General features: G+C 36.3%; 25 protein-coding genes, 1 pseudogene and 1 riboswitch. Of the genes and pseudogenes, 14 read left to right on the forward strand and 12 right to left on the reverse strand.

The features are described 5' to 3' along the window. Positions 1 to 155 precede the first annotated feature (155 nt). Together C9J29_RS25235 and C9J29_RS13945 are read right to left on the reverse strand one after the other, a co-directional pair. Positions 156 to 870 (reverse strand): annotated as a pseudogene (locus C9J29_RS25235) (ankyrin repeat domain-containing protein). Beyond that, positions 863 to 1,282, reverse strand: a complete 420-nt coding sequence (locus C9J29_RS13945; protein ID WP_107922328.1) for an MFS transporter — start codon at positions 1,280 to 1,282, stop codon at positions 863 to 865. The pseudogene C9J29_RS25235 and the gene C9J29_RS13945 overlap by 8 nt, the downstream one beginning before the upstream one ends. 156 nt (positions 1,283 to 1,438) lie before the next feature. Here C9J29_RS13945 and C9J29_RS13950 point away from each other — a divergent pair, with 156 nt between their 5' ends. Beyond that, the gene (locus C9J29_RS13950; RefSeq protein ID WP_107922329.1) at positions 1,439 to 2,317 is read left to right on the forward strand and encodes a LysR family transcriptional regulator; all 879 of its coding nucleotides are present in this window, start codon (positions 1,439 to 1,441) and stop codon (positions 2,315 to 2,317) included. Positions 2,318 to 2,526: 209 nt separating this feature from the next. Here the strand turns inward: C9J29_RS13950 and C9J29_RS13955 are convergent, their stop codons facing one another. Beyond that, entirely contained in the window at positions 2,527 to 2,967 is a 441-nt protein-coding gene (locus C9J29_RS13955) for a VOC family protein (protein ID WP_107922330.1), read from the reverse strand. Between the two features lie 296 nt (positions 2,968 to 3,263). Between C9J29_RS13955 and C9J29_RS13960 the strand changes: the two genes are divergently transcribed. Next, entirely contained in the window at positions 3,264 to 4,109 is an 846-nt protein-coding gene (locus C9J29_RS13960) for an aldo/keto reductase (RefSeq protein ID WP_107922331.1), read from the forward strand. A 55-nt stretch (positions 4,110 to 4,164) separates the two neighbouring features. On the opposite strand, the gene C9J29_RS13965 is transcribed toward C9J29_RS13960, so the two are convergent. Continuing rightward, positions 4,165 to 4,548, reverse strand: a complete 384-nt coding sequence (locus C9J29_RS13965; RefSeq protein ID WP_008175386.1) for a winged helix-turn-helix transcriptional regulator — start codon at positions 4,546 to 4,548, stop codon at positions 4,165 to 4,167. Positions 4,549 to 4,658: 110 nt separating this feature from the next. Between C9J29_RS13965 and C9J29_RS13970 the strand changes: the two genes are divergently transcribed. The 5 genes from C9J29_RS13970 (at position 4,659) to C9J29_RS13990 (ending at position 10,185) form a co-directional block, all read left to right on the forward strand. After that, positions 4,659 to 5,843, forward strand: coding sequence for an MFS transporter (locus C9J29_RS13970; protein ID WP_107922332.1), 1,185 nt, complete (start codon positions 4,659 to 4,661; stop codon positions 5,841 to 5,843). A gap of 159 nt (positions 5,844 to 6,002) precedes the next feature. Continuing rightward, a complete protein-coding gene (locus C9J29_RS13975) occupies positions 6,003 to 6,953 on the forward strand; it encodes an ABC transporter substrate-binding protein (protein ID WP_107922333.1) in 951 nt (316 codons plus the stop codon). A gap of 78 nt (positions 6,954 to 7,031) precedes the next feature. Next, positions 7,032 to 8,603 carry a helix-turn-helix domain-containing protein gene (locus C9J29_RS13980; protein WP_107922334.1) on the forward strand — a complete coding sequence of 524 codons (1,572 nt, stop codon included), beginning with the start codon at positions 7,032 to 7,034 and terminating at the stop codon, positions 8,601 to 8,603. 149 nt (positions 8,604 to 8,752) lie between these two features. Further along, a complete protein-coding gene (locus C9J29_RS13985; protein ID WP_043989945.1) occupies positions 8,753 to 9,154 on the forward strand; it encodes a YuzC family spore coat inner layer protein in 402 nt (133 codons plus the stop codon). Positions 9,155 to 9,252: 98 nt separating this feature from the next. Beyond that, a riboswitch (SAM riboswitch) is annotated at positions 9,253 to 9,359 on the forward strand. Positions 9,360 to 9,447: 88 nt separating this feature from the next. Then, the gene (locus tag C9J29_RS13990) at positions 9,448 to 10,185 is read left to right on the forward strand and encodes a cyclase family protein (protein WP_107922335.1); all 738 of its coding nucleotides are present in this window, start codon (positions 9,448 to 9,450) and stop codon (positions 10,183 to 10,185) included. Between the two features lie 29 nt (positions 10,186 to 10,214). On the opposite strand, the gene C9J29_RS13995 is transcribed toward C9J29_RS13990, so the two are convergent. Continuing rightward, entirely contained in the window at positions 10,215 to 10,811 is a 597-nt protein-coding gene (locus tag C9J29_RS13995; protein WP_089985855.1) for a DedA family protein, read from the reverse strand. A gap of 73 nt (positions 10,812 to 10,884) precedes the next feature. After that, positions 10,885 to 11,658, reverse strand: a complete 774-nt coding sequence (locus C9J29_RS14000) for a Cof-type HAD-IIB family hydrolase (RefSeq protein WP_089985856.1) — start codon at positions 11,656 to 11,658, stop codon at positions 10,885 to 10,887. 325 nt (positions 11,659 to 11,983) lie between these two features. Here C9J29_RS14000 and C9J29_RS14005 point away from each other — a divergent pair, with 325 nt between their 5' ends. From C9J29_RS14005 to C9J29_RS14015, 3 genes are all read left to right on the forward strand, one after another. Further along, the gene (locus tag C9J29_RS14005; RefSeq protein ID WP_036121430.1) at positions 11,984 to 12,667 is read left to right on the forward strand and encodes a DUF2225 domain-containing protein; all 684 of its coding nucleotides are present in this window, start codon (positions 11,984 to 11,986) and stop codon (positions 12,665 to 12,667) included. A gap of 22 nt (positions 12,668 to 12,689) precedes the next feature. Continuing rightward, a complete protein-coding gene (locus tag C9J29_RS14010; RefSeq protein WP_012295965.1) occupies positions 12,690 to 13,043 on the forward strand; it encodes a hypothetical protein in 354 nt (117 codons plus the stop codon). Between the two features lie 143 nt (positions 13,044 to 13,186). After that, positions 13,187 to 14,596 (forward strand): erythromycin esterase family protein, encoded by a 1,410-nt coding sequence (locus C9J29_RS14015; RefSeq protein WP_107922336.1) that lies wholly within the window; start codon positions 13,187 to 13,189, stop codon positions 14,594 to 14,596. Positions 14,597 to 14,639: 43 nt separating this feature from the next. On the opposite strand, the gene C9J29_RS14020 is transcribed toward C9J29_RS14015, so the two are convergent. Continuing rightward, entirely contained in the window at positions 14,640 to 15,815 is a 1,176-nt protein-coding gene (locus C9J29_RS14020; protein ID WP_089985858.1) for a DUF4272 domain-containing protein, read from the reverse strand. Positions 15,816 to 15,844: 29 nt separating this feature from the next. Further along, complete coding sequence (locus C9J29_RS14025) at positions 15,845 to 17,122, reverse strand: SMI1/KNR4 family protein (RefSeq protein WP_107922337.1); 1,278 nt, start codon at positions 17,120 to 17,122, stop codon at positions 15,845 to 15,847. Between the two features lie 286 nt (positions 17,123 to 17,408). Here C9J29_RS14025 and C9J29_RS14030 point away from each other — a divergent pair, with 286 nt between their 5' ends. Both C9J29_RS14030 and C9J29_RS14035 read left to right on the forward strand, forming a co-directional pair. Continuing rightward, positions 17,409 to 18,050: a TetR/AcrR family transcriptional regulator gene (locus tag C9J29_RS14030; protein WP_012295970.1), complete on the forward strand. Its 642-nt coding sequence runs from the start codon at positions 17,409 to 17,411 to the stop codon at positions 18,048 to 18,050. A 117-nt stretch (positions 18,051 to 18,167) separates the two neighbouring features. Further along, on the forward strand, positions 18,168 to 19,577 hold the full coding sequence (locus C9J29_RS14035) for an alpha/beta hydrolase family protein (protein ID WP_115648602.1): 1,410 nt from the start codon (positions 18,168 to 18,170) through the stop codon (positions 19,575 to 19,577). 33 nt (positions 19,578 to 19,610) lie between these two features. Here the strand turns inward: C9J29_RS14035 and C9J29_RS14040 are convergent, their stop codons facing one another. Then, positions 19,611 to 20,441, reverse strand: coding sequence for a MerR family transcriptional regulator (locus C9J29_RS14040; RefSeq protein WP_008175407.1), 831 nt, complete (start codon positions 20,439 to 20,441; stop codon positions 19,611 to 19,613). An 86-nt stretch (positions 20,442 to 20,527) separates the two neighbouring features. On the opposite strand from C9J29_RS14040, the gene C9J29_RS14045 reads away from it, so the two are divergent. Continuing rightward, on the forward strand, positions 20,528 to 20,995 hold the full coding sequence (locus tag C9J29_RS14045) for a GNAT family N-acetyltransferase (RefSeq protein WP_036121436.1): 468 nt from the start codon (positions 20,528 to 20,530) through the stop codon (positions 20,993 to 20,995). Then, the gene (locus C9J29_RS14050; RefSeq protein WP_008175411.1) at positions 20,982 to 22,325 is read left to right on the forward strand and encodes an MATE family efflux transporter; all 1,344 of its coding nucleotides are present in this window, start codon (positions 20,982 to 20,984) and stop codon (positions 22,323 to 22,325) included. Before C9J29_RS14045 ends, C9J29_RS14050 begins: the two co-directional genes overlap by 14 nt. A 43-nt stretch (positions 22,326 to 22,368) precedes the next feature. Here the strand turns inward: C9J29_RS14050 and C9J29_RS14055 are convergent, their stop codons facing one another. The 3 genes from C9J29_RS14055 to C9J29_RS14065 all read right to left on the reverse strand — a co-directional run bounded on the left by C9J29_RS14055 (position 22,369) and on the right by C9J29_RS14065 (position 24,729). Next, the gene (locus C9J29_RS14055) at positions 22,369 to 22,824 is read right to left on the reverse strand and encodes a GNAT family N-acetyltransferase (protein WP_012295975.1); all 456 of its coding nucleotides are present in this window, start codon (positions 22,822 to 22,824) and stop codon (positions 22,369 to 22,371) included. 218 nt (positions 22,825 to 23,042) lie between these two features. After that, complete coding sequence (locus tag C9J29_RS14060) at positions 23,043 to 23,576, reverse strand: GNAT family N-acetyltransferase (RefSeq protein WP_107922362.1); 534 nt, start codon at positions 23,574 to 23,576, stop codon at positions 23,043 to 23,045. A 100-nt stretch (positions 23,577 to 23,676) separates the two neighbouring features. Further along, a complete protein-coding gene (locus C9J29_RS14065) occupies positions 23,677 to 24,729 on the reverse strand; it encodes an AI-2E family transporter (RefSeq protein ID WP_008175417.1) in 1,053 nt (350 codons plus the stop codon). Positions 24,730 to 24,957 lie beyond the last annotated feature (228 nt).

Genomic DNA, 24,957 nt, shown 5'->3' on the forward strand with positions numbered 1-24,957 from the left:
CATACATGGTCATTATATGGTAATCTTCTACTTATTTTCTTCTTATTTTTTTATGAGGGCGTGAAAAAACACAACTTTTTATTGCTTGAAAAAGTTGCGTTTTCTGTTTACAGAATGTTGTAGCTCGAATCGAACATTCCACTCCGTAAACCTATTTATAGTTTTGCCCCTGCTTGAATAAGAAGGTTGCTAATTTCCTGAAATCCTAGAGATTGTGCATGCTGAAGGGGAGAGATTCCCTTTGCATCTGCCAAATGAACATCCACTCCATGTTCAATCAATACATGAATAGTTTCCTGATATTTTGGGCCACCATCCATATAGACGATTGCTTCTAACAATGCCGTCCAGCCTAGTTTATTCATATGGTTTACATCGACATTTGTTTGCTCAAGAATTTCTTGAACATTCTCTACATAACCATGCTCTGCTGCTGGAATTAATGCAATCCCTCCAAATCTATTGAAGATGGTAGGGTCTGCTCCTGCCTCAATCGTTAGCCTCAAAATTTTTAAGTAACCTTCGGCGCCTGCATAAAGGAAAGGGTTATTTTATGTGATCTCTTCTATTAATGTCAGCACCATGCTCAATCAAAACTTTTACAACATCGGGGAAATTTCCATAGGTTGCAATCATAGCAGCCGTTCTTCCCTGCTCATCAGCAACATTACTATCGATTCCTTTATTTAAAATGTCCGTAACTTGTGTAGCTTCCCCCTGAGTTGCAGCTTGAAAGAAATCCTTTTTTAGTTGGGTTTTATCCGACTCAGTTAATTTATTAAAGCTTTCATAAGCAAGGATATTGGCGATTTCTTTAAATCCCTTTTCCTGGGCATGCTGCAATGGCGTCACACCATCTAAATCAGCCATACTCATATCCGCACCATGAGCTAGTAAAATCTTCACCGTTTTCGGTGGTAATATCTACGATGTAAGCCATTATAGAAGGAGCCAATGCTGCTGATCCAATCCCCCCAATAAAACGTGAAATAAGAAAAACGGTGAAATTACTTGCTAAAGCTCCAACTAAATTGGATAACGCAAACAAAATTAGACCACCAATGATCATTGGCTTTCGGCCATACTTATCAGAAAACCTCCCAGCTATAGGTGAAAATAAAAATTGTGTTAATCCGAAAGCAGATACTAAATATCCTGCTGCTTTACCACTTGCACCGAACTCAATCAGCAGCTGTGGGAGAATCGGTATGACAAGACCTGCACCAAGCATAGCGAGAAACATATAAACTAATAGAAGTGGAAATACGGTTTTAGTTGGCATAGTAGTTGTCCCTTTCACACATATGTGCGAGAAAATGGAGACATATCTCCTTTTTTCTTTTATACAAATATGCTAACATGGCACTAACTATATGAAAAATATTAAAAAAAAATGTTTCACTTAGGTTTTCCGAATAATAAGGAGGTGTACTTTTAATTGGATATTCGACAACTACGATATTTCATTGCGATTGTAGAGGAAAAAAAGATTTCTGCTGCGGCCGCAAGGCTACATATTTCTCAGCCTCCATTAAGCCAGCATTTAAAAGCGATGGAGGAAGAACTAGGCTCAAAACTAGTGGAGAGAAGTGGAAAATATTTCAAAGTCACTGAGGCTGGAAAAACCTTATATAAATACGCACTACAGGTAGCTCAATTAATGGAGGAAGCTGATGCGGAAGTTAAAGATGTAGGATTGGGCATTCATGGACGATTAACATTAGGCATTAATACGTTTTCAGTAGTTGAGCTCCCTTCATTATTACATCAATTTCAACAGCACTATCCTAAGGTAACTTATAAGATCCAGCAAAATGAATCCTCTTATCTATGTAAGCTTGTTAGAGACCGTATAGTAGAATTGGCTATCATACGATTACCTTTAGAATTAGATGATTTCTCTGTTCTTCATATGTATACAGAGCCATTTTACTTTATTCAATCCGACAAAAATGATCGACTAGAACATGACGTGACACTGGCAGAAATTCAAAATTGGCCACTCCTTTTACCAAGTACTGAAGGGTTAGGCGTTCACTATTCAATATTAGAAGCCTTTTCACGCTTTCAATTACAATCCCATATCGTGGGTGAATGTTCAGATACCGCACTTTTAATGAATTTAATTGCTACGGGATTTAGCTCCTCTATCGTACCTGAAACTATTCTAAAGCAATATGGTGATTTACCACTTCATGCATACAAAATACCGTCAGAAGAATTATCCACCTCTGTAGGACTCGTATGGCTGAAAAATCATTACCTATCAAAAGCCGGGCAAAACTTTGTGGATTTAATGAGAAGAAATTACTGTTAAATATATCACTATATCGCTCAATAACAAAAAGTAGTACACTTGCTATTTTCAAGCTGTAGACAAACTCTTAAAAATATTGAGCTTGTCTACAGTCTTCTCTTTACAATGATGTATCGTAATATCGTCGCTTTTCGCGGGAGTTGTTACTCTACAGGAATCCCCCACCTATTCCAAATAGCTGCTCTTATTATGTGAGATACCTATTACTTTTATTGAATAATTAGCATATCGTTCTCATCGAACTGCCACATATCGCCGTAAGCAACTTCCCAATAGAAACCATTCGGATCTTGGAAGTAGCCACTATAACCACCCCAAAATACAGTTTCGGGATCTTTAACAATTTTTGCCCCAGCCTTTTTGACTAATGCAAAAATACTGTCCACCTCTTCTTTTGATTTACCATTATAAGCAAGAGTGATTCCACCAAAGCCATGACCAATTTCAGGTGGGTTTGCTTCATTAATATCTTTAGCCAATCTTTCAATTGGAAAAAGTGATATTTTTGTCCCTCCATTATTAAAGAACATAACATCAGGATTTGTTTCCTCTCCGTAAACTACAACCTCAAAACCTAACCCTTCTCGGTAAAAAGCGAGAGACTCTACCATATCTTTAACACCTAATGTAATTAAATTTAAACGATTCATCTGCCAAACCCCTTTTTATAGTATTACTACATATATTCTCCATCGAACAAACATTTCCTTTTATTACTGAAATACAGCCATGCATGGCAATTATCTTGGCACACCGACTAGTAGATGTGGTCAATTAAAGGGGCTTACTAATTTAATGAAAATATTTTTATCCCTCTAGCCATTGTTAGCTCACAAAAGTTACCTCTACGTTTCTATGACACAAAAAAGTGCGTACTTTTTTTGAAGGCATGTTAGCAGCATAATGAAAAAGCAATCAAGCAATCACAAAACATGGAGGACTTAAAATGATTACTCATTTACAAGATAAAATCACATTAAACAATGGGCTACAAATGCATGGAATGGGGTTAGGTGTTTTTCAAGTAGAGAATGATGCTACAGCTGAGATGGTTAAAAATGCTATAGAGGTTGGCTATCGCAGCATCGATACTGCCGCAATTTATGGCAATGAAGCTGGTGTCGGGGAAGGTATTAAACAGGCGCTAACATCAACTAACCTGCAACGTGAAGATTTATTTATAACATCAAAAGTTTGGAACGATGGATTAAGCTATGAGGAAACTGTTACTGCCTATGAGGAAAGCCTAGAAAAACTAGGGCTGGATTATTTAGATCTTTACCTGATTCATTGGCCTGGGAAAGATAAGTATGCTGAATCTTGGAAAGCGCTAGAGGACCTATATGATCAAGGTAAAATCAAAGCAATTGGTGTTTGTAACTTTACTGTTGCGCATTTGGAAAACTTACTATCATTTGCACGTGTGAAGCCGGTTGTGAATCAAGTGGAATTCCATCCACGCTTACAGCAAGCTGAGCTTCGTTCATTCTGCGACAAGCACGAAATTCAACTTGAGGCTTGGGCACCATTAATGCAAGGTGGACTTCTTGAAGATGCAACCATTTCAAAAATAGCAGAAAAATATAGTAAATCAAATACCCAAGTTATTTTACGCTGGGATGTACAAAATGGCATTATCACTATTCCTAAATCTGTACGTCGAGAACGTATGATGCAAAACGCTGATATTTTCAACTTTCAGCTAACAGATGAGGAAATGGCTATCATCAATGCGATGAATCTTGAACAACGTGTCGGACCTAATCCAAATGAATTCGACTTTGCTTTATAAGCTGTGTAAAAGGAAAGGAGACTGTCTTCAATATGACAGTCTCTTTCTCCCCTCATTACGATGTTTGCTGCATGGCGATATCTTCATCACGTTGTTTTAACAGTACGTCTTCACCTTTATCCTGTAATAATTCAACATGCTTTTCGCCCCAAGTGCAAAGCATGTTCAAAATAGGTTCCATACCGTGTCCATAAGACGTTAAGGAATATTCAACTTTTGGTGGTACTTGATTGAATACTTTTCGATGGATTAATCCAGCCTGCTCCAATTCTCTCAATTGATTTGTGAGCATTTTTTGTGAAATCCCCGGAATCAATCGCCGAAATTCATTTGTACGAATTTTACCATGGTGGTTTAAATGACAAAGAATAATTGGTTTCCATTTACCACCAATAACTTCAAGTGTAGCTTCAACACCAATATTATAAACTTTTTGCATCGTAAACCCCCTGTAATATTCAAAAGTAACTAAAAGTACTCTACGTGCCTTTTTGGTATGTATGAATAGTACTACACTCGATAAAAAAAATCAAAGGAGATTGTTTTAGTATGTCACAATCAAAAAAGCCAAATGCTACATTAACTTTATTAGCACTTGCAATCAGTGCATTTGGTATAGGGTCCACTGAATTTATCAGTGTTGGGCTTCTACCATTAATTACGGATGACTTCGGTATATCTTTAAGTACAGCTGGATTAACTGTTTCTATATACGCACTGGGCGTTACTATTGGAGCTCCATTATTAACAGCCTTCACATCTCGCCTTAGTCGAAAAACTGTATTATTGCTTGTTATGACCATTTTTATAATCGGTAATTTAACTGCAGCTATCGCACCTATTTTCTCCATATTGATTATAGGTCGTATTATTTCTGCATTAGCACATGGTGTGTTTATGTCGATCGCTTCTGTTATAGCTGCTGATGTAGTTGAACCTAATAAGCGAGCAAGTGCTATTGCCTTTATGTTTACGGGATTAACATTAGCTACTGTGACAGGTGTCCCACTTGGTACATTTATTGGACAAATAACAGACTGGCGTATGTCGTTCATTTTTATTGTCATGATAGGAATTATCGGTTTAATAAGTAATGCTTTGTTAGTACCTCATCAATTATCTAAAGGTAATCCGATTTCTTTACACGATATTGGCAAAGTATTAGGCAATATCCGCATGTTATTAATACTTTTCATTACTGCAATCGGCTATGGTGGGGCTTTTGTTGTCTACACCTATGTTTCACCCATTTTAGAACAATATATGGGTTACTCGCCACATGCCGTAATCATTATTCTAGTTGTCTATGGTATTTGCGTTGCTATTGGTAATACACTAGGCGGCCATTTTGCTAACCAACATCCATTACGATCCATCTTTATTATTTTTGTGGGACTTGCCTTGGCGTTACTTGGCATTGGTTTCACTCTTGAGTCACCGATTATAGGGCTAATCATGGTACTGACAATGGGGTTATTTATGTTCATGAATGTCCCAGGATTGCAATTATATGCAGTTCTCCTGTCCGAAAAATATGTGCCATCTGCCATTTCGATGGCTTCAGCATTAAATATTTCTGCTTTTAACGTAGGCATCTTTTTAGGTTCCTATATTGGAGGCGTAATTATTCGTCATCAATCATTAGCACACACGCCTGTATATGGATTTTTTATGGTTATGCTTGCAGCGGTCGTTACACTCTTATGGCTACTTTTTGATAAAAAGAAACAATAGTGCTCTAAACTTCATTTTGTATAAAAAAGATGTAGAAAATATGTATTGTTTGTTTTTATGTTGTATCCTATAATTTATTTGAATCAAACGAGAATGATTATCATTCTAAATTAAGATAACATTCAATCTGTTTTAGTAAATTTATAGGAGTGAATTGCCATGCGTATCAGTCGATATTTTACATTTGTACTTTTCCTTGTACTGATGTTCGTTTTAAGTGCCTGTGGTTCAAATGAAGCACAAACAAATTCCGAGAGTGAGAATCCAACAAAAGAAGATACACGAGTTGTAGAGGATGGGTTTGGTGAAGTAACAATTCCAACAAATCCACAGCGAGTAGCAGCCATCTATATGGAAGATTATTTAACTGCCTTGGATGTCAAACCCGTTGTGCAATGGTATCACCCATCCTGGGGTAAACAAGATTATTTAGGTTTAGACGTACCTGAGTTTGACGTTACAGGTAGTATGGAAACGTTACTTCAAGCTAAGCCAGATTTAATCATTGTAGATGGTGCGGCAGATAAGGCAAAGTATGAAGAATATTCTAAGATTGCGCCTACTTATCGCTTAAAAGAAGAAATACTACAAGATCCACGTGAGATTGTGAAAACGATAGCTGATGTTTTAAATATCCCTGAGAAAGCAAATGAAATCGTTGATAAATATGAGGAACGTGTTACTAATTTAAAAACTAAGTTAGATGAATCAGTTGGTGACGAAACTGTTGCCGTTGTTCGTTTAAATGTTGCCGATAACACATTGGCATTATTCGGAATGAAGAATCGTTACACGGGCTACATTTATACGGAAGCTGGTTTAACTCCACATCCATTAGCTCGTGATATGACAGAGTTCCAAGAGGTCTTGTCTGAAGAAGCTATTCCAGAATTAGATGCTGATCATATTATACTCTTCCCTTCAAATGGCACTTGGGAAACTGAAGAAAATCAAGAGGCGATTAAATGGTTAGATAGTACACTTTGGAAAGCAGTTCCTGCTGTAAAAAATGGACAAGTTTATATTGCCGATCGAACTTATTGGCAGTCTGGTGCCATTACTGCAAACCTACGAAAATATGATGATCTTGAGAAATGGTTCGTGAAATAATTTACAAAAGAAAGCTCTTTAGGGGGCTTTCTTTCTGTTGTTTTCCAAATTTAAACTTTACTTAGGAGTGCGTGGACAATGGGTAATTTAACACAAATCTATCATTTACAAACTATTTCATATACTATTCTGTCAGTGAATATGCAGTCATATAGCCATACATACTTTTCGCTTTTCATCCTTATTAGTGGAAACGGAACACTTAAGACAAATCATGAAACTATCCACCTTATGAAAGAAAAATGTGTGATTATTCCACCTAATAGCCATGTCGAAATTCACACTGCCGATGAGCCTCTCTGCATGTACCAATTGACATTTAACACGATCTATCTTAGTGAATCCCATGCTCCTACTAGTCTCTTTACAAGTGTTAGAGAACTACGTCTCCTTCCTTTCTCTCAATGCAATAAACTATTAGAAGCTATTTATCGGTGTCGTCAAGCAAAGGATGAACACACTATTTTTGAGCAGCATGTTCGTTTTCAAGAATTGATGCTATTTATTTTTGAACAAAACCAACCGAAGCCTATACTACAAAATGATCGTCAATCTGTAGAGCAATCTATTCAATATTTGCACAAATACTTTGGAAGGGATTGGACTGTTGAACAGTTAGCAGAACTAGCAGAAGTTCCAAGATGGAGTTACTCTCGTATTTTTAAAGATATTACGGGGCAGATTCCTCTTCATTATTTAAATAGTATACGTATTGAAAAGGCCAAACAGTTATTAATGACAACTAATGATCGTGTCTTTGAAATTAGTCAGTCCATTGGCTTTAATAACGAATATTATTTTAATCGTCGTTTTAAAGAGCATGTAGGTATTTCCCCAGGGCAATATCGACGAAGTCAGAGCAATAATGTACGTGTATTTGCACCGTTCTTAGAGGACTTCTTTGTAGCTTTAGGGATTACACCCATTGCTCAATTCAGTCATTCCAAATGGGGAAAACAAGACTATTTAGGTTTGCAGGATGTTCCCGATATCGATGTACAGTTTGGAGAAGTGGATCGTCTCTTTCACTATAAACCAACTTTAATTATGTTAGATGCTGGTATAGAGCGTTGGGAAACTTGTCTTCATTTAAATAAGCTGGCCCCAATCTGTCACCTCAACCACCCTGGGGAGGACTGGCAATCGACTCTCTTTAAAATTGCTGATTTAACAGGGAAAACCTCTATGATGCAAGACATTATCATGGAATATGAGGATAAGGTACAGAAGGCTCGACGAATTCTCGGTAAATCCGTTTATGGGCAAAGTGTTGCATTTCTTCGCATTTCGTCCATTGGCATTACACTGTATGCTGGCCCTGAATGCGGCTATACAGGGCCAATCCTATATCGTGACTTGGGCTTAACGCCTCATCCATTAGTATGGAAAATACCGCTTAACCAGCGTAAAGCTCATCTGACATCAGATCAACTGCTACAGCTAGACGCTGATCATTTGTTTATCACCTTCGACAAGCAACACTCCATTTATGAGCATGAAGAGCGTACTATTTTAAAATCTTCTATGTGGAAAAACCTAAGAGCAGTTAAGAGCAGCTGTGTTTATGAGGTGGATTTTTTAACGTGGATGAATTATGGAATCCTATCACATAGCAAAAAAATAGATGATGTATTAAATGTTCTTGGCTAAAGAACGTAAAGGAAGCTGCCATGGCTTCCTTTTTTGTTTATGTAGCATATTATGTTTTACACTCCTGTACAGGACTATCTTTATCCAAACACCTAAAAAGATCATGATACATAAGATAAGATATCAGCTTTTGGATAGGAGGAATTGAATTGTATTATAATCCTTATCCGTATTTTGTTCACCCCTACCATTACCCAATACCATCAACAGCCCATCACCTTGCAGCTAGACCCTTTTCTCAACATTTAGCAATGCCGACCAGTAATAGTGCCTTTCCCCCTGTTGATACACAAAAATTAATATCTTCAGCTACGCGGATAAAGGCGATTATGCAGCAAGCACAATTACTTACGGATAAAATTGATAGCTCTCAACAATTTGCCCATGATTTAAAAAATGCTGCACAACTTTCAAATAAAACAGAGGTCGAAAAATTGATTACATCCACAGGCATCACTACAAAATTCGAAACCAACTATACACCAGATAATTTTAGAATACAGCTTATGGATAGTGGTTGCTGTAGAGTAACGTTAATTTTGAATTGGTAAATAAAAATCTTAACCCTGTAATCCTATAAAAGTTGTAAACTATAAAAATATATGCTAAAGTATTTGTACTATTATTTCTGAAAATTCTTATATTCTATTTCTTATCAAGAGAGACGGAGGGATCGGCCCGATGAAGTCTCAGCAACCAGCTCAATCAGTATGGTGCTAATTCCTTTTGGCAAAATCTAAGCCTGAAAGATGAGAAGACGAACTACCCACGTATGATTCAGGGAGTCCTCTTCTATAGAGGACTCTTTTTTATTTACCATTACTTTTAGAAAGCAGGAAATTAAATGTCTAACGAACTTTTAGAAGCATTGCACTTACTAAAATCAAAACAATGGGTCGATTTGACACATACCTTCGGCCCACATTCACCTCATTTTTTTATGTTTGAAGATGCTAAATTTGAAACATTATTCTCGCATGATGACGGTTTTTTCGCACAGCAGTTTACTTTTCCCGGACAATATGGAACACATATTGACCCACCTGTTCACTTTGTAAGAGATACTCGTTTTCTAGATGAACTAGAGCTAAAGGAGCTCGTTCTCCCGCTTATCGTTATTGATAAATCACAAGAAGCTACTAGTAATCATGACTTTACGCTCAGTGTCCAAGATATTCTAGAATTCGAGGCACAACATGGACAAATAGAAGAAGGTACTTTTGTGGCACTGCGAACAGATTGGAGTAAGCGTTGGCCCGATAAAGAAGCATTCAATAATAAAGATGTGGATGGCCATAATCATCTTCCAGGCTGGGGCTTGGAGGCATTACAATTTTTATTCAAGCAACGTAAAGTAAGTGCAATCGGTCATGAAACTTTTGATACCGATTCTGCTACTGATTTTCGTCAAAGCGGCAAATTGGATGGAGAATATTTTGTCCTTGATCAAGACACCTATCAAATTGAGCTTATGACTAATTTGGACAAGCTTCCTCCAAAAGGGGCTATTATTTTTAATATTGTACCTAAGCCTGAAAAAGCATCTGGATTCCCTGTTCGATCATTTGCCATTTTGCCATAATAAAAAGTCGGTACGAATCATACCGACTTTTACTTTTGTACGTTTCTTTTTTTCAATAAATAATAAACGATTAACATGACAAGGACAAACAGTAAGATGACATAAATACTGTAATGGGACAAATAGTAACCGACGAATCGCCACTTCTCCCCTAATACTTTTCCTAATGTTATAAATGTGAACGTCCAAATAAATGCTCCTGTATAAGCAAAGAATGCGAATTTCTTATAGGGATAATTATTAATAGCCGCAATATAAGCTGTCAGATGGCGTACACCTGGAATAAAATAGCCCACTATTAATAAAAAAGGACCTACTTTCGTAAACATTTTTTTAGTAAAATCAATTTTTTGCTCAGTTATATGAAATTTTGGCCCATATTTCTGCAAGAGCGGTAAGCCAAATCGGTGGCCGATATAGTAGCTTAAAGTAATACCTCCCATGGCGCCAATCAGGGCGCTTACTAACGCTGGGATATGTTCAAGACTTTCTCGATAAACACTATAGCCTACATAAGTTAAAAATACTTCATCAGGAAGTGGCAACCCAACAATGCCTCCAATTAGGATTACAATGATGCCAAAATACCCGTAATGTTCAATTAGAGATTGCACATGCTGCGCCATTTTCCGACCACCTAACACCTTTTCTATACAGTCATAACCGTATCCCTAAAAAATTGCTCAAGCAAATATGTCGTTAAATAATGTGAAGCTGACGTAAAGCAAAATCTATGCCACCTTCAATGGATTTCTTTGTAACAAAATCTGCAGCATTTTTTAGAGCTTGGCTCCCATTTCCCATGGCAACCCCGAGGCCAACCTGCTCTAGCATATCTATATCATTCTCTCCATCTCCAAAAGCTATTGCATCCTTAGAATTAATCTCAAAATAATCCAGTACAGCCTTCACAGCTATCGACTTGGACACATCCTGCTGTAAGACATTCACAATATAAGGATGCCATCGTTGCCGTAATATATTCGAAAATTGACAAGCTAATCTTTTTTCAGCCTGCTCATCTGCATAAAGACACATAAGAAAAACCTCTTCTTCTATAATGCTGTCATTTCTAACGGGAAAATCACGTAAAGACAATGTCTCTTGCATCGCGCTTAAGGCTAACGGATTTTGAATAGCATTCATCGTAAGTTGTTCTGTAAAAAATGTTAAGGAATGCTGTTGTTGCTGTGCAAAAGCTTGAACATTTTGAACAATGCCCTTATCAATCGGAATTTTATGTATGACAACATCCTTGTGCTTCACATATGCTCCATTTGCCGTAATAAAGGTTTCAATTCCCAAACTTTTCAGCTCTTCACACATGGACAATGGCCTTCCTGTCGCAGCCACTAGATGAATCCCTTTATCCTGTAGTAGGTGAATGGCCTGCCTTGTACTTTCTTCCACAGCGCCATCCTCATAATTGACCAGAGTACCATCCACATCAAAAAACACTATTTTAAATGTCATTTACTTCATCCTCTCGCACATAACTTTTGAACTATACAATTCAAATTGTCTATGAAATAAATTGTATATAATTCGACAAAATTCGCTCGAACTATATAACTTACTTTAAGTACACCGATAAATACTATTACAAGCTTATTTCTAATGATATTTAACTAAAAATGTAAGAATTATTTTTAATTTAATAATTCTAAAGGAGTATACCAAAGAACACAGAATTGTTAAAATGATAGATAATGAATTAAATACATTGAACGATTATCGATTGCGTTTAAATAGAACAAAAGAAATACTAATTCTAGAGCATGCAAAGGAGTTGATTCTTATGGCATTTAACATCTACTACTATGAAAGTAGCGTAGATTGTAAATTTTGCAAAAAGCATTTTACAACGTATAAAGTACGCCCAAATCGATATAAAATTATCGAGGAACAAACAGATTTCATGCCCGTCTATGATGGCCTAAACCCTTTGCTGTATGAAGTTGCTGTGTGCCCACATTGTGGCTTTGCTTTCCATAAATCCATGACGCGGACATACGGACCTTTCATGCAGCTCATAGATGAACTATACATTAAAGAGCTACAGAAACCTATGAATATCTGTCAGGAACGTACAATCGATGATGCCATTATAAGCTTTAAGCTGGCCTATCTAGTATCTCGCGCATCAATGGAAGAATCGCTTTTGATGGCAAATTTCGCATTAAAAATTGCCTGGTTATATCGTTTGAAAAACGACGAAGAATCTGAAAAACGCTACCTTTTTGCCGCTAGAGATTTTTACAGTAAATCATTTGCATCTAACCAGGAAGGTGGAGAGCGAATTCAATTTTTACATGCCGAGCTAAGCCTCCGACTTGGTGATATGACAGAAGCTAAAAAAGGATTTTCTAGATTAATTGCCGATAAGAATGTCTCGCCAAAATATCGAAAGCTAGCACGCAATCGTTGGGAAAATTATAAATATGATGAACAACCTATAACCGTTAAAGAAAGCATGAATTGATGTGACGAGGAGAGGACTAGTTATGTTGCTATTTCAAAAAAAGATAGATGTGAGAGAAGAGGATATTTTTTCAGAACTGCATCATTTTTTATTAAGAAAAAATAATCGTTATTTAACAAATGAAGAGGTTGTGACGTTGACAGGTGTCTCGTCTGAGCTGCTGTATAAATGGGTTAAAGCCGGAAAGTTAAAAAATTCGATTTTCCCAAATTTAGGCGCACCTTGTGAAAGATGTGGACAAATTACTCAAGCGAAAATTTGCGTGAGCTGCTCCTCCTCTATTATTGGTACCTTAAATCAAGAGGAAAAGGATCGGGCATGGTTTAACCAAATTCAACGAAATCACGTTAGAGCTAGTACGTATCATTATAAATAGCTATTGGCATCTCCATTTAAATGGAGATGCTTTCTTTTTTTAAAATCAATTCAAATTTAAACAAAATTTAAACAAACTCCTCCTATGCTTTAAACTTTGCCCCTTATACTTAGGATCAACATAAAGAAAAGGGCTGATTTTCAATGAAACATTATAGAAAACGGAAAGCTTTATTAAGTACAGCACTGACAAGTTTAATCGTATTCAGTGGCATAACTAGTGCTTCAGCAGCTGACCCTGCGATAAAAGAGCAGGAAAAATACGGAGCGGTTCAACAGGCTAGGACTACTACTGAAACATTAGAGGATTGGAAAAAATGGGTGAATGATCATGCTTACAGCTTGACTTCCATTCAGCCGGAACCAGCTAGTTCGCAGAAAATCCCTTCTAATAAATTTGAGGACCTAGCAATGCTAAAGCCATTATTACATGATAAACGAATTGTCTTTTTAGGTGAAAGCTCTCATGGGGTCGCACAGTTTAATCTCGCTAAAACTCGTTTAATACAATTTTTACATCAAGAAATGGGTTACAATGTTTTAGCCTTCGAAAGTGGTCTGGGCGATGTCATGAATGCCCAAGGAAAAATTGATAAACAAGCTGCACTACAAACGATGAAGGATGCTATTTTTGGAGTATGGTGGACAAAAGAAACATTGCCTCTTTTTGAATACGCAAAAACAACTCAAGCTACAGAAAAACCTCTTGTTCTAGCAGGCTTTGATATTCAACAGCAAGGGGCATTTACGAATGGGAATTGGTTGCAAAATCCTCAATTGGCTCAGCAATTCAGTGACGCGGAAAAGCAACTCGCAGAATGGAGCTCTAGCAAAGATGTAAAAGGCTACCAGAAAGAAAAAACGGCTATTATTAACGTTTATAAACAAGTAAAAGCACAAGTTCAGACGAAAGAAAAGGAGCTTCAAAAAGCTTATCCGAATGAACTTCAAATAGTAAAGCTGATGGAGCGCACTTTAGCAGATCGTATCCGTTTGGCAGACGAATATGTAGAGCTAACAATTCAATCCAATATCGAGATGGAGCAAAATAAATATGAATCGTTTTTAACAACAATGGAGTGGCGTGATCAGGCCATGATGGAGAACTTACTTTGGCTAGCTGAAGAAATGTATCCAACAGAAAAGTTTATTGTTTGGGCGCATAATGACCATATTCGTAAGGCTCAATCAGATGTAATGGGCTCCCCATATCCAGTTAAATTAATGGGTGAACGTTTACCAGACATCTACAAAAAATATAGCTATGTATTAGGTCTATATATGACTAGCGGAGAAACTGCCAATAATATGGGCGAGACGATGCCCGTTTTACCACCAATAAAAGGATCTATCGAAGATATTGTATCCTCAGCCAACAAACCTTACACATTCATTGATTTACGTAATCGTCAAAATGAACGTGGTAACTCATGGATGTTTGAACCTCGCCTATCCTATAGCTGGGGAGTAATACAAGAAAGCCTTGTTCCACGCGATCAATACGATGGTATTCTTTTAATTGATAAGGTGAATAAACCAACCTATGTAAAATGACCTTTAAATATAGCAAACTAGTATCCTAGTTTGCTATTACTTTCTAAGTATCCATTGATATCGTTTCCCACTCTTCATTTTGATGACCGATCAACCAGAATAAGGCTCTACGTCTTTCCATAACAATACTTTCATTCATTCCAACAGGAGCCGGTCGTTCTTGTATACGACTATCTACGCACGCCCAGTGTAATCTGAATATCTTGTCGGCTTCATCCATTATTTCTTTCTGACTACGCATCATAATTTGAAGATAAAATTGCTCAAACGTTTCGCAGTTAGAAATAACTTGAATAGCGTACTCACAATCACATACTTCATCAGGAAAATCAAGCTCTTTAACAAATCCCAGTACCCAAATCAGTATCCAATAAGCTTCATATTGCCATGAAATATTAATGGCTTCTTGTGCATTTGGTTGTTGGTCATATAAAAAGGCCCTTTCATTGTCCGTTAGATTTGCCTCCACTTCATATTTATGCAACATATTGATGAAGAAATCTCTTGATTCTTCAACATTTTCTCCTTGTGCCACATCACAAGCAAATTGAATAACAATTAGTAAAGCTACAGCTCTCCTAGCAATATCCTCTTTGGCTTTAAGCTGACAAGCTCCAATTGGCGGAAGTTGCGGGAGTGAATCTGTGTATGGAATACCGTTTTCTTTTAAATACGCTATCGTTTTATTCTTTCTTTGATGACCTTCTTCCGATGTCGCCTCTTGTCCCCTCACCTTCTGTGTACAAGCATAAGGCCTAAAGTTGGATGGCCCTGATTGCCCATCAGGATAAACAATGACTGCACCTTCTTTGTCTAACAAGGTACCATTTGGTAAAAATCCAATTCCTCCAATGGTTAATAGCAGGCTCAAACATAACTGCATTTGTTCACCCTTTATTTCTTTTTCACATTCGATCGCAATTACTGTATTTAACACAGAAATTTGCGTTAAAACTAATTCTTTTAAATGGTTATCTTCAAATGGAATACTGTTGTAATAGCTCATCATTCCAGGGATATTATTCACAAAGTATTCTGAGTTTGTATCTTCAGACATCACCCTAACCATCAATTTATATTTGTTAAATAGTGCTTTGGATTTTATAAGATAGTTATCTTCATTTTTTTCAATAGCAAAACCTTTACTAAAAACATCGAAAATCTTACATTCGATTTCTTTTGTATTATTCATAGAAGCGAATATAGTGAAATTGTTCAATTATTACTCCTCCTTACAATTATTAGATTTCACCAAAGTTCAATGCCCTCTAGAGCTTGGCTAAAAAATTGTTTATGTTTTCGTAGTACTTCATTGTCCTTCCAAAACGTAAGCAATGACAGCCATTTCTCCATATCCACTGAAGTTGTCGGTTTAATTCCTTGCTGCAACATTTGGCATACGGCTCGTATTGCTATTTGACGCTCTACTTCCCTACCATTCAACCACTCAAATAAAGTTTCTGCACTCGGCTGTGATTCTACTAAAAGCGTATCCCACCCCTCTATCGGAAAAGAAACATAACGTTTCATCCATGCTATTGTTCTTGGGTTATGAAAATGACGTAGTCGATGTAAAGCTGTATAAGATTCAATTCTCCTTTTTTCAATATCTTGAAGAACAAGTGATAACCCCACTTCTTCTGGTAGACAGTAGGCGGTTAAGTAATCTCTAATACTATTAGGCAAATCATTTTGATCTTCCCAAAGTGTCATCACCCAATGACTTGCCTCTGTTGCACAAACCTCAACTAGCACTTTGCACCATACTTCTTTATCTACTAAACGCCGTGATTGTTCAATTTGATTTTGAAGTGCGGCAAACACTTTCCCAGTATTTAACCGTGTAAATGCTTCTCGAACCCTAGTATCCTTCATACCATGCATCGACACATATATGAGTAAAGTATCCAGTTGATACATAACGTTCTCCCACGTTGAAGTTAAATATTGTTCAAACCACTTTAGCCAGATTTGAGAAGTGGTCAGACTTAAATCTAGTCCACCTTCACTACAAAACTGTAGATACTGTCCACAATCTGCCCCTATGCATCCTAAAGTTGTAGCTCTCTCTACATAATCTTTAAAATTCAAGGCAAGAAGGTCATACTCACCCCCCTCATGATTCCAATACCAAACGGAACCATCCTCAATCTTAATAAGAAGTGCATCACCATTGCCAGTCGTATGAAATTGTAGGTATAGTTGTTCTTTTGCATTATCACTGTCTCCGCCAAAATCAGGGAATTCGAGTTCTTCCAAGCTCCAGCCAAAATCACCTGATGGTGTGTCTTCCAGCTCAATAGGAAGTAGTGCCTCGTCAGGTAAAGACCAATATACCCCCACTTGTCGAGAACAATGAAGTAATACATCACGGAACTCAGAAGGAATCGGAACGCCGAGCCACATCTCTACCATTGATAATTCATGCACAGTAGCCATAGGCTTTATCTCCAGTGGATGAATCCAAGCACCTTGCTGTTCAAGCTGTTTTAATAATTGCGTCCATCGATCAATCCATATTTGCATTTCTATTCCTCCATGCTTAGAAAAATATTTCGGATAATGCTCTACTTTTTTCTCTACTAATGTATCGTCAGGAAGTCAATTATGTATTAGAGTTTGGTTTTACTTTGCCTAAAAACACTCGGATTATACTTCTATTTAAATTCAAAATATATGCTAAATTACTTACCTTTACTAGTTCTTTTCTAGTTTTCTTCAGCAATTCTCATAAATCGTATCATGTTGACAATTTGGAAGGATGCGCCTATTATTATAGATACATTCGAATGTATCTATAAGGAGATATTTTATGGCCAGAAATAAATATCCAGAAGTTACGAGAAAAAGAATCATTGAATCAGCTGTTAAATTATTTACTTTAAACGGTTGGGATAATGTAACGATTCAAGAAATTGTCGATGATGTAGGGGATATTACTAGGGGAGCATTTTATCATCATTTTAAAACGCGTGCTGATGTTATTGATGCCATCACAAAGGAAATGCTAACAGCAAATAATTATTTTAATGACATCTCAGATTTGGAAAACTTAAATGCTTTAGAGCGTTTAAGACAAGGCATTTCTTTCTCAATTTCTCAAAGTGGAAAGGAAGAAAACTTATCCTCGATTCATTTGAAAATGAATTCTGCCGAGTTTGTTTATAGCCGCATCACAGAAGGAATTCAGGTTGTTGCACCAGGAATTCAAAAAATTATTGATGAAGGCAATCAAGACGGCTCACTGCAAGTTGCTTTCCCTAAGCAAGCAGCTGAAACTTTTACAATGCTTTTTGACATTTGGATGAATCCTGAAATATTTCGTGTAAGCCGAGCCGAATTTATTCATAAAATTGAACATATAAGTTTGATGTTCAAAGGAATTGGCATACCACTTATGAATGATGAATTGAAAGATGTTTTTTTAGCATTATTTGATAAAGTGCAGGAATAATAAACTACTATATGTAGTTTATTATTTTAATCTTATACATACATTCGTATGTATATATATTTGAAAATATTTTTAATTAATTACATACATTCGTATGTATGTAAAAGGAGATAAATGATGAAAACCTTAGAAGTACTATTTACACTTATTTTAATACTATCGAGTATCTCACTAACTTTTAGACAACGTGGGGTAACTACAATAAATCTTATTATGATAGCTACCAATTATGTTTTGTTAATAGGAACAATTATGACAATTGGTGCTAACTGGCGCATGATCCCTGCTTATTTTGTTTTGATGTTATTAACATTACAAGTTTTTGTGAAGCCAAAAAGTACAATTGTTTCAAAAAAGTTAAGGATGAAAATAATTAAAACTTCAGGTATTGTTGTGGCCACTATTACTATGTTCACATTACCAACGTTATTTCCAATCATGTATTTTCCTGAACTAACAGGAAAATACACAGTAGGAACACAGACATTTCACCTGACCGATAAGAATCGCAAAGAATTTGTTGTACCTAATCATCAGGTGAATCGCGAACTGATGATTCAAGTTTATTATCCTGCTGAAAAAGAGACAGGACAACCTTCACCCTACTTTAAAGATATAGATGCGTTAACACAACAGTTAGCAACGACACAGGGTTTTCCCAATATCGCGACAACGCATTTAGGACTGACGAAAACCCGTTCTTATCAAGATGCGACAGCTATAAAGTCTAAAGAAAAATTTCCACTTTTATTATTTGCACATGGTATGAGTTTATATAGTCGACAAAATACCTTCCAACTAGAAGAATTAGTGAGTCATGGCTATATTGTCGTTGCTCTTAACTTTACAGGTGATGCGGCAACAACAATATTCCCCGATGGTGATCGGGTTGATTTTACACCAATTGAAAACACCATTACATTCTTGAATAATCGAATCCATCTTTGGGAGCAGGATGCATCATTTGTTTTAGATGAAGTCATTAAAGGCGATTTTGATAAGAACTTTCGTGCAATAGCCTCACTAATTGACTATGATAACATTGGTATGCTAGGTCATTCTTTTGGCGGTGCTACTTCAGCTCAAATGCTAGTAAAGGATAATCGTATTAAAGCAGCCATTGATATGGATGGTGGGTTATATGGCGATTTAATGCCGAAAAATGGTCCTGAAAAGCCTTTTATGCTGATGAATGCTGAGGCATCCATTAACTTTATGAAAGAAGCATATAACCAGCAGCCTGGTAATCGTGATGAATTGTTTGCAGAAGCTTATCTACGAAATAAAACAATTGAAAAGCCTGGTGTCTACACAGCTATTATTCCAAAAACAAATCACGGAAGTTTTACAGATTTAGCAGCCGTTTCGCCGATTATTAATGAATCTGGGGCAGATGTAAATGCAATTTATAAATTGATTAATGAATTATCACTTGGCTTTTTCGATAAAAATTTAAAAGGAATCCAAGACAATAAATTAAATAAAATACAAAAGGCACATCCGGAAATAAACTTAACATTGCATTAAGTTTATTTGGGGTTGTTGATAGGCAGAGATGCATCAACAACCTTCTTTTATTTCCACCATAATCTTTGTTACATATTCCTCTTCACGATTTTTAATAACCGCATCATAAATATATTCCTCATAAACATATTGCCCCAGCTCATAGCCTTCTTCTCTCATGACCTGGAATAATCGCTTGTAGGTCTCTCCCAGAGTTATAGATGTTCCTACATGGTAACCAACAATAAACTTTCCTTCAATCGCTTTAAAATAAGGATGACCTTCCTGCGGATGCGGCTGCTCAATATATAAGTACCTATAATTATCATAGTTACCGGCTAATACCTGCTCCCTTTTGGTAATTCCACCAATGGGATAACCTGTGTCTAAGCGAGAGCGATCCAATTCATCTATAAAATCAGAGACAGCCTTAACAAATTGTTCTTCCGTTGAGTCCTCAATATTTCGACTTAAATACAAGGTTGCCTCTGGAAAATGCTCAATTGTAATGCTATCAAAATCAAGTTGTAGTGACTCCTTCGTTAAATCAATTTTGACATCAATAATGCCTTCAATCATCTCCAGTTCTCGCCGCTTTTTTGCGACAATTTCCTTTTGTAGATGCATCAATTCTAAAAAATTTTCAGGTGATTTCTCCGCCATATACTGCTGTATATCTTTCAAAGACATGCCAACAGCCTTTAATAACTCAATGACGCTAAAAAAATCATATTGAGCGAGTGAATAATATCGATACTCTTTACTATCCTTCATAACAGGAGATAGCAAGCCAATTTGATCGTAATAAATTAAAGTTTGTTTATTAACCTTACATATTTTAGCAAATTCACCAGTTGTAAAATATTTTACATTTTTATTAAGCATTTTTTGAGTATCCTCTCTTGACTATATAGTAACTATATACTTTAGATTGTACCTATTCACAATAAAAATAGAAAGGTTTTGACATTATGTTCACGGAGATTCGTGACATTACAGCTTTTAACAAACAAGAAATTTTAGCATTACGCATTGCTGACAATCAGCAAAATTTTATTGAAAGTACAGACCAATGCTTAGCAGAGGCGGAGATGGATCGGCGCTTTACACCTTTAGGCTTATATAAGGACAGCACCGTAATAGGCTTCGCTATGTATGGCGTATTTCCTCATGAGGATCATAGTCAACGAGTTTGGCTTGATCGTTATTTAATTGATGAACGCTATCAGGGACAAGGTTTAGGTAAACATTTTTTACAGCAGCTTATACATTACTTAACAGAAAAATTCAGCTGTCACAAAATATATTTAAGTGTTTATGACAATAATGCAGTAGCTATTCAGCTATATAAACAGTTTGGCTTTATGTTTAATGGTGAACTAGATGATAAAGGGGAAAAAGTAATGGTCTTGGAGGTGCATGGATATGACAACCATTAATCCAATTGAAACACGGCCGCTCAAACCATTGTTTTTATCCTATTTATTTCCAGCTATGATTGGCATGCTTCTCATGTCCGTTAATATTTTAGTGGATGGCATTTTCGTTAGTCACGGCGTGGGTCCTACAGCGTTAGCAGGCGTTAATATTGCTGTTCCGATTTTCTCTATTCTGCTGTCTATTTCGCTTTGGATAGGGATGGGTGGAGCTACACTCTATTCCATTTCTCTTGGGGAAGGCAATAAGCAACGAGCCCATCAGCTCTTTACGTTGGCGTTTACTACAATGCTTGTGGTCGTGTTAACAATTATCGGGTTCCTTGCGCTTAATTTAAAAGATATTTCATATATATTCGGGGCAAGTGATGATACGTATCCATATGTGCAAGAGTATTTACACGTTATTTTGTTATTTGGAGTGTTTTATACAATTGAAAATCTTTTAAGTATTTTTATTCGCAATGATGGTAATCCAAAGCTAGCTATGCTGGGTTTAATTACAACATCTGTATTGAATATTATCTTAAATTATATTTTTATCTTCGTTCTAGATTATGGTGTAACAGGCTGTGCATTAGCAACAGCAATAGCTACTATTATAGGTACTGCTGTACTATGTCTTCATTTTTTCCGCCCACATTCTGAATTAAAGTTTGTCTCCTCATTCTTCAATAAGACAAATTTAAGAAAAATTTTCGCTATCGGATTACCTAGTTTTATTGTCGAGGCTTCTGTAGCGGTTATTATTATTTTATATAATGTGACCTTTTTACACTATTTAGGGGCAAACGGTGTGACCGCCTATGCAATGGTCAATTATATCCATACAGTCCTGTTAACGATTTTCTTAGGTATTGGCATGGCTCTACAGCCATTAGTTAGCTATCATCATGGGGCAAGATTACTTGAGAGGTTAACAGCATTACTAAAAATCGGATTAGCTACGGCTTTTATTTTAGGATTAACAACAGCACTTATAGCTATGCTTTTTCCTTCACAGCTTATGGCTTTATTCGGAGATAGCTCATTCGAAATTCGTCATATGGCAACTCAAGGCTTTGTTCATTTTGCTATAGGCTATGTATTTTTAGGTATCAATATGGTGCTCGCCGAATTCTTTCAATCTATCGAAAAAATTCGTATTGCCACAACTATTATGTTACTACGGAGTATTATTTTATTTATCCCAACACTTATTCTTCTGCCTAAAGTGTTTGGCTCTCAAGCTATTTGGTGGACTTTCCCAGTGGCAGAAGGGATTACAGCCTTACTTATTTACGGGTATATCAAAAAAAATCCACGAATAATTGCCTCTTCTGGCGATGCTTAAATGGAAAGGGACCTTGTACTTATACAGGTCCCTTTCCTACTATTTATTCAGTTAAATATTGAATAACAGCCATTTCTTTACCGAAACGATCACCGTTATCGACAAAGCCTAAACTTGCATACAGATGATGCGCGGCTTTATTTTCTGGATGATAGCCTACTATAACCTTTGTAGCATCCGGTAACTTAGCTATTTCATTTATTATTTGCTTTGTGGCTTCTTTGCCAATACCTTTGCCTTGAAAGTGCCGATCAATCATTATGCGATAGATCCAGTACCCGCCAAGCTCTTCCTTTACAGCATTGAACATTAAAAACCCAACAATTTGGTCTTTATAGTAAATGGCGTACGGCTTTAAAGTCGGTTCGAACTTTGATTGAGCAATAGAAATAGCATTGGATTCAACATAATCCCTTTGCTCTTCTGATATTTCTAATAGGCAGCAATCATACCAATTATTATTATTTACTTCTTCGATTCTTACAGTATTGCTAGACATATATGGTCCCCTTCCGAATTTAGGGAAACGCTAAACACTTTGTTAATAAGACGTTTTCCCCCTGTATTGAACGATAAAAATAAATGTATTTGTCATCATGACCGCCCCCTGTAACAAAGATTCTTATGTAGAATAACATACCTTTTTATACATTATTAGTATTATTTTCTATTTAACGAAATTAAAGCCAGCACATATACTCTGTGCTAGCTCAATTTCTATTGCAATTTTTTCATATACTCTTCCAGCAGAATACTCATAATGATTTCGTCTGAGAAAGCATTGTTCATAAATAATGCCTGCCTCAACACACCTTCTTTTTTGAAGCCAACCTTTTCATAGGATTTGATCCCTCTAATATTATGAGAGTAAACTTGTAGTTCCAAACGATTCAGACATAGCTCCTCAAACGTAAATTTTTGAGCAAGTTGAACTGCTTCTGATCCAAGTCCTCTGCCACAATCCTCTAATCCATGCAGGGCTATACGAAACATAGCCTTCTTATTATCTAAATCCACTTCCATAATAACTAAGTCACCAATTACTTGATCATTATCTACTAAACAAATAGCAAAGTCATAGCGAGTAGAATCTTCTTTAAAGCGGTAGATCGCCTCTTTAATTTGTTCTTTTGTTAGCAAGTTACGAGTTCCTGTCATATACATGATTTCCTCATTTTGAAAGCATTTTTCAATACTTTCGCTATCATTAACAGAGATTTCTCTTAAATATACCTTCTGTCCCTTTACCATCATTGTCAAAAACACCCCCTACTTATCTTAAATGAGATACGATGTAAATAAAAAAAGAATCATCTCTACATACAAGATGATCCCTTTTGTAAAGTTATTTTTATTCCATTAATTTTTTGTCCTCAACGTCGTCCATTTTCTGTTTAGATTCTTCTGAGGAAGTAACCCCTAGAATATCAAGTAAGAACATGAACAATGGGATACCGATGATTAATCCCCATACACCAAGGAAATGCTCTGAGAAAAGGATGACCATAAATGTGTAGAAAATCGGTAAATCTGTCTTAGCTGACATAAGCTTTGGATTTAAGAAATACGCTTCAATCGCATGTAAGACCATAACAATTACTAAAATGTAGACAATGTACATTAAGCCACCAATACTATAGGCGATAATACTGAGTGGGATTAATGAAATAATAACACCTGCAACTGGCACTAAGCCAAGAATAAACAGCATAATCCCAAGAGCAATTAGATGCGGGAAGCCCATAATCGAAAGGGCAATCACTGATAATACACAGTTAACAGCAGCAATAATGAACTGTGCTTCAATTACTTTACCAAATGAACGGATGAAAATTCTTGAAAAATAATGCAGTTCATCGTAAAGAGGTCCAATTTTACTATCCTTAAACTTTGCTGTAAATTCAATGATTCGTTTCTTTTCCAACAAGATGAACAAACTCAATATTAGGGAAATCAAAATTTGCATAATGATTTTACCAATATTCGTAATATTTTTAAGAGTTATATCCACACCCTGTTCTAAATACTTACCAAGCTCAATCTTCTCAAAGGTTGGAGCCAAATATCTCGCAATCTCATTGTCATCTGGATCTAGGTTAAAGCTAGCAATAAGATCAAAAAGCTGTGTGACTTGCTGCGTGACAATGGGCAAGTATTTGTAAATCACAGCAACAATACCAGCGACCAGTAACAAATATAATGTTACAGTAACAGCCTTTTCATTCATCGGTGTGTATTTTCTTATTTTTTTCGTTGTCTTCGTAGTAAGCTGATTCATCAAATAGGTAATAATAAACGTAAGCAAAATTAAGTTGATCATACTTCGCATTAAATACAATGCAACAGCAATTCCAACTAGAATGATAAAACGTTTAAATCCATTACTCCGAAAGAAATTATTCATTTATTCACTCCTTCTACAAAACGGCCTCGCTGCCTTTGCCACCTAAGGTTGCACTAGTAACTAAACATCAGTAGTAAACATTAATTTACATCAATACGCATCATTCTTATGTAAAAATTTCCCTCTATTTAATGAGTATAGCCATCCACCTTCAAATTAAGACGAAATTCATGTTTCTTTAGAAGTATCTGTATAAAACCTAAGGGCGTGAAGTGAATTGTATGTCTA

The sequence above is a fragment of the Lysinibacillus fusiformis genome (assembly GCF_003049525.1).
In the GTDB taxonomy this organism is placed as follows: Bacteria; Bacillota; Bacilli; order Bacillales_A; family Planococcaceae; genus Lysinibacillus; species Lysinibacillus fusiformis.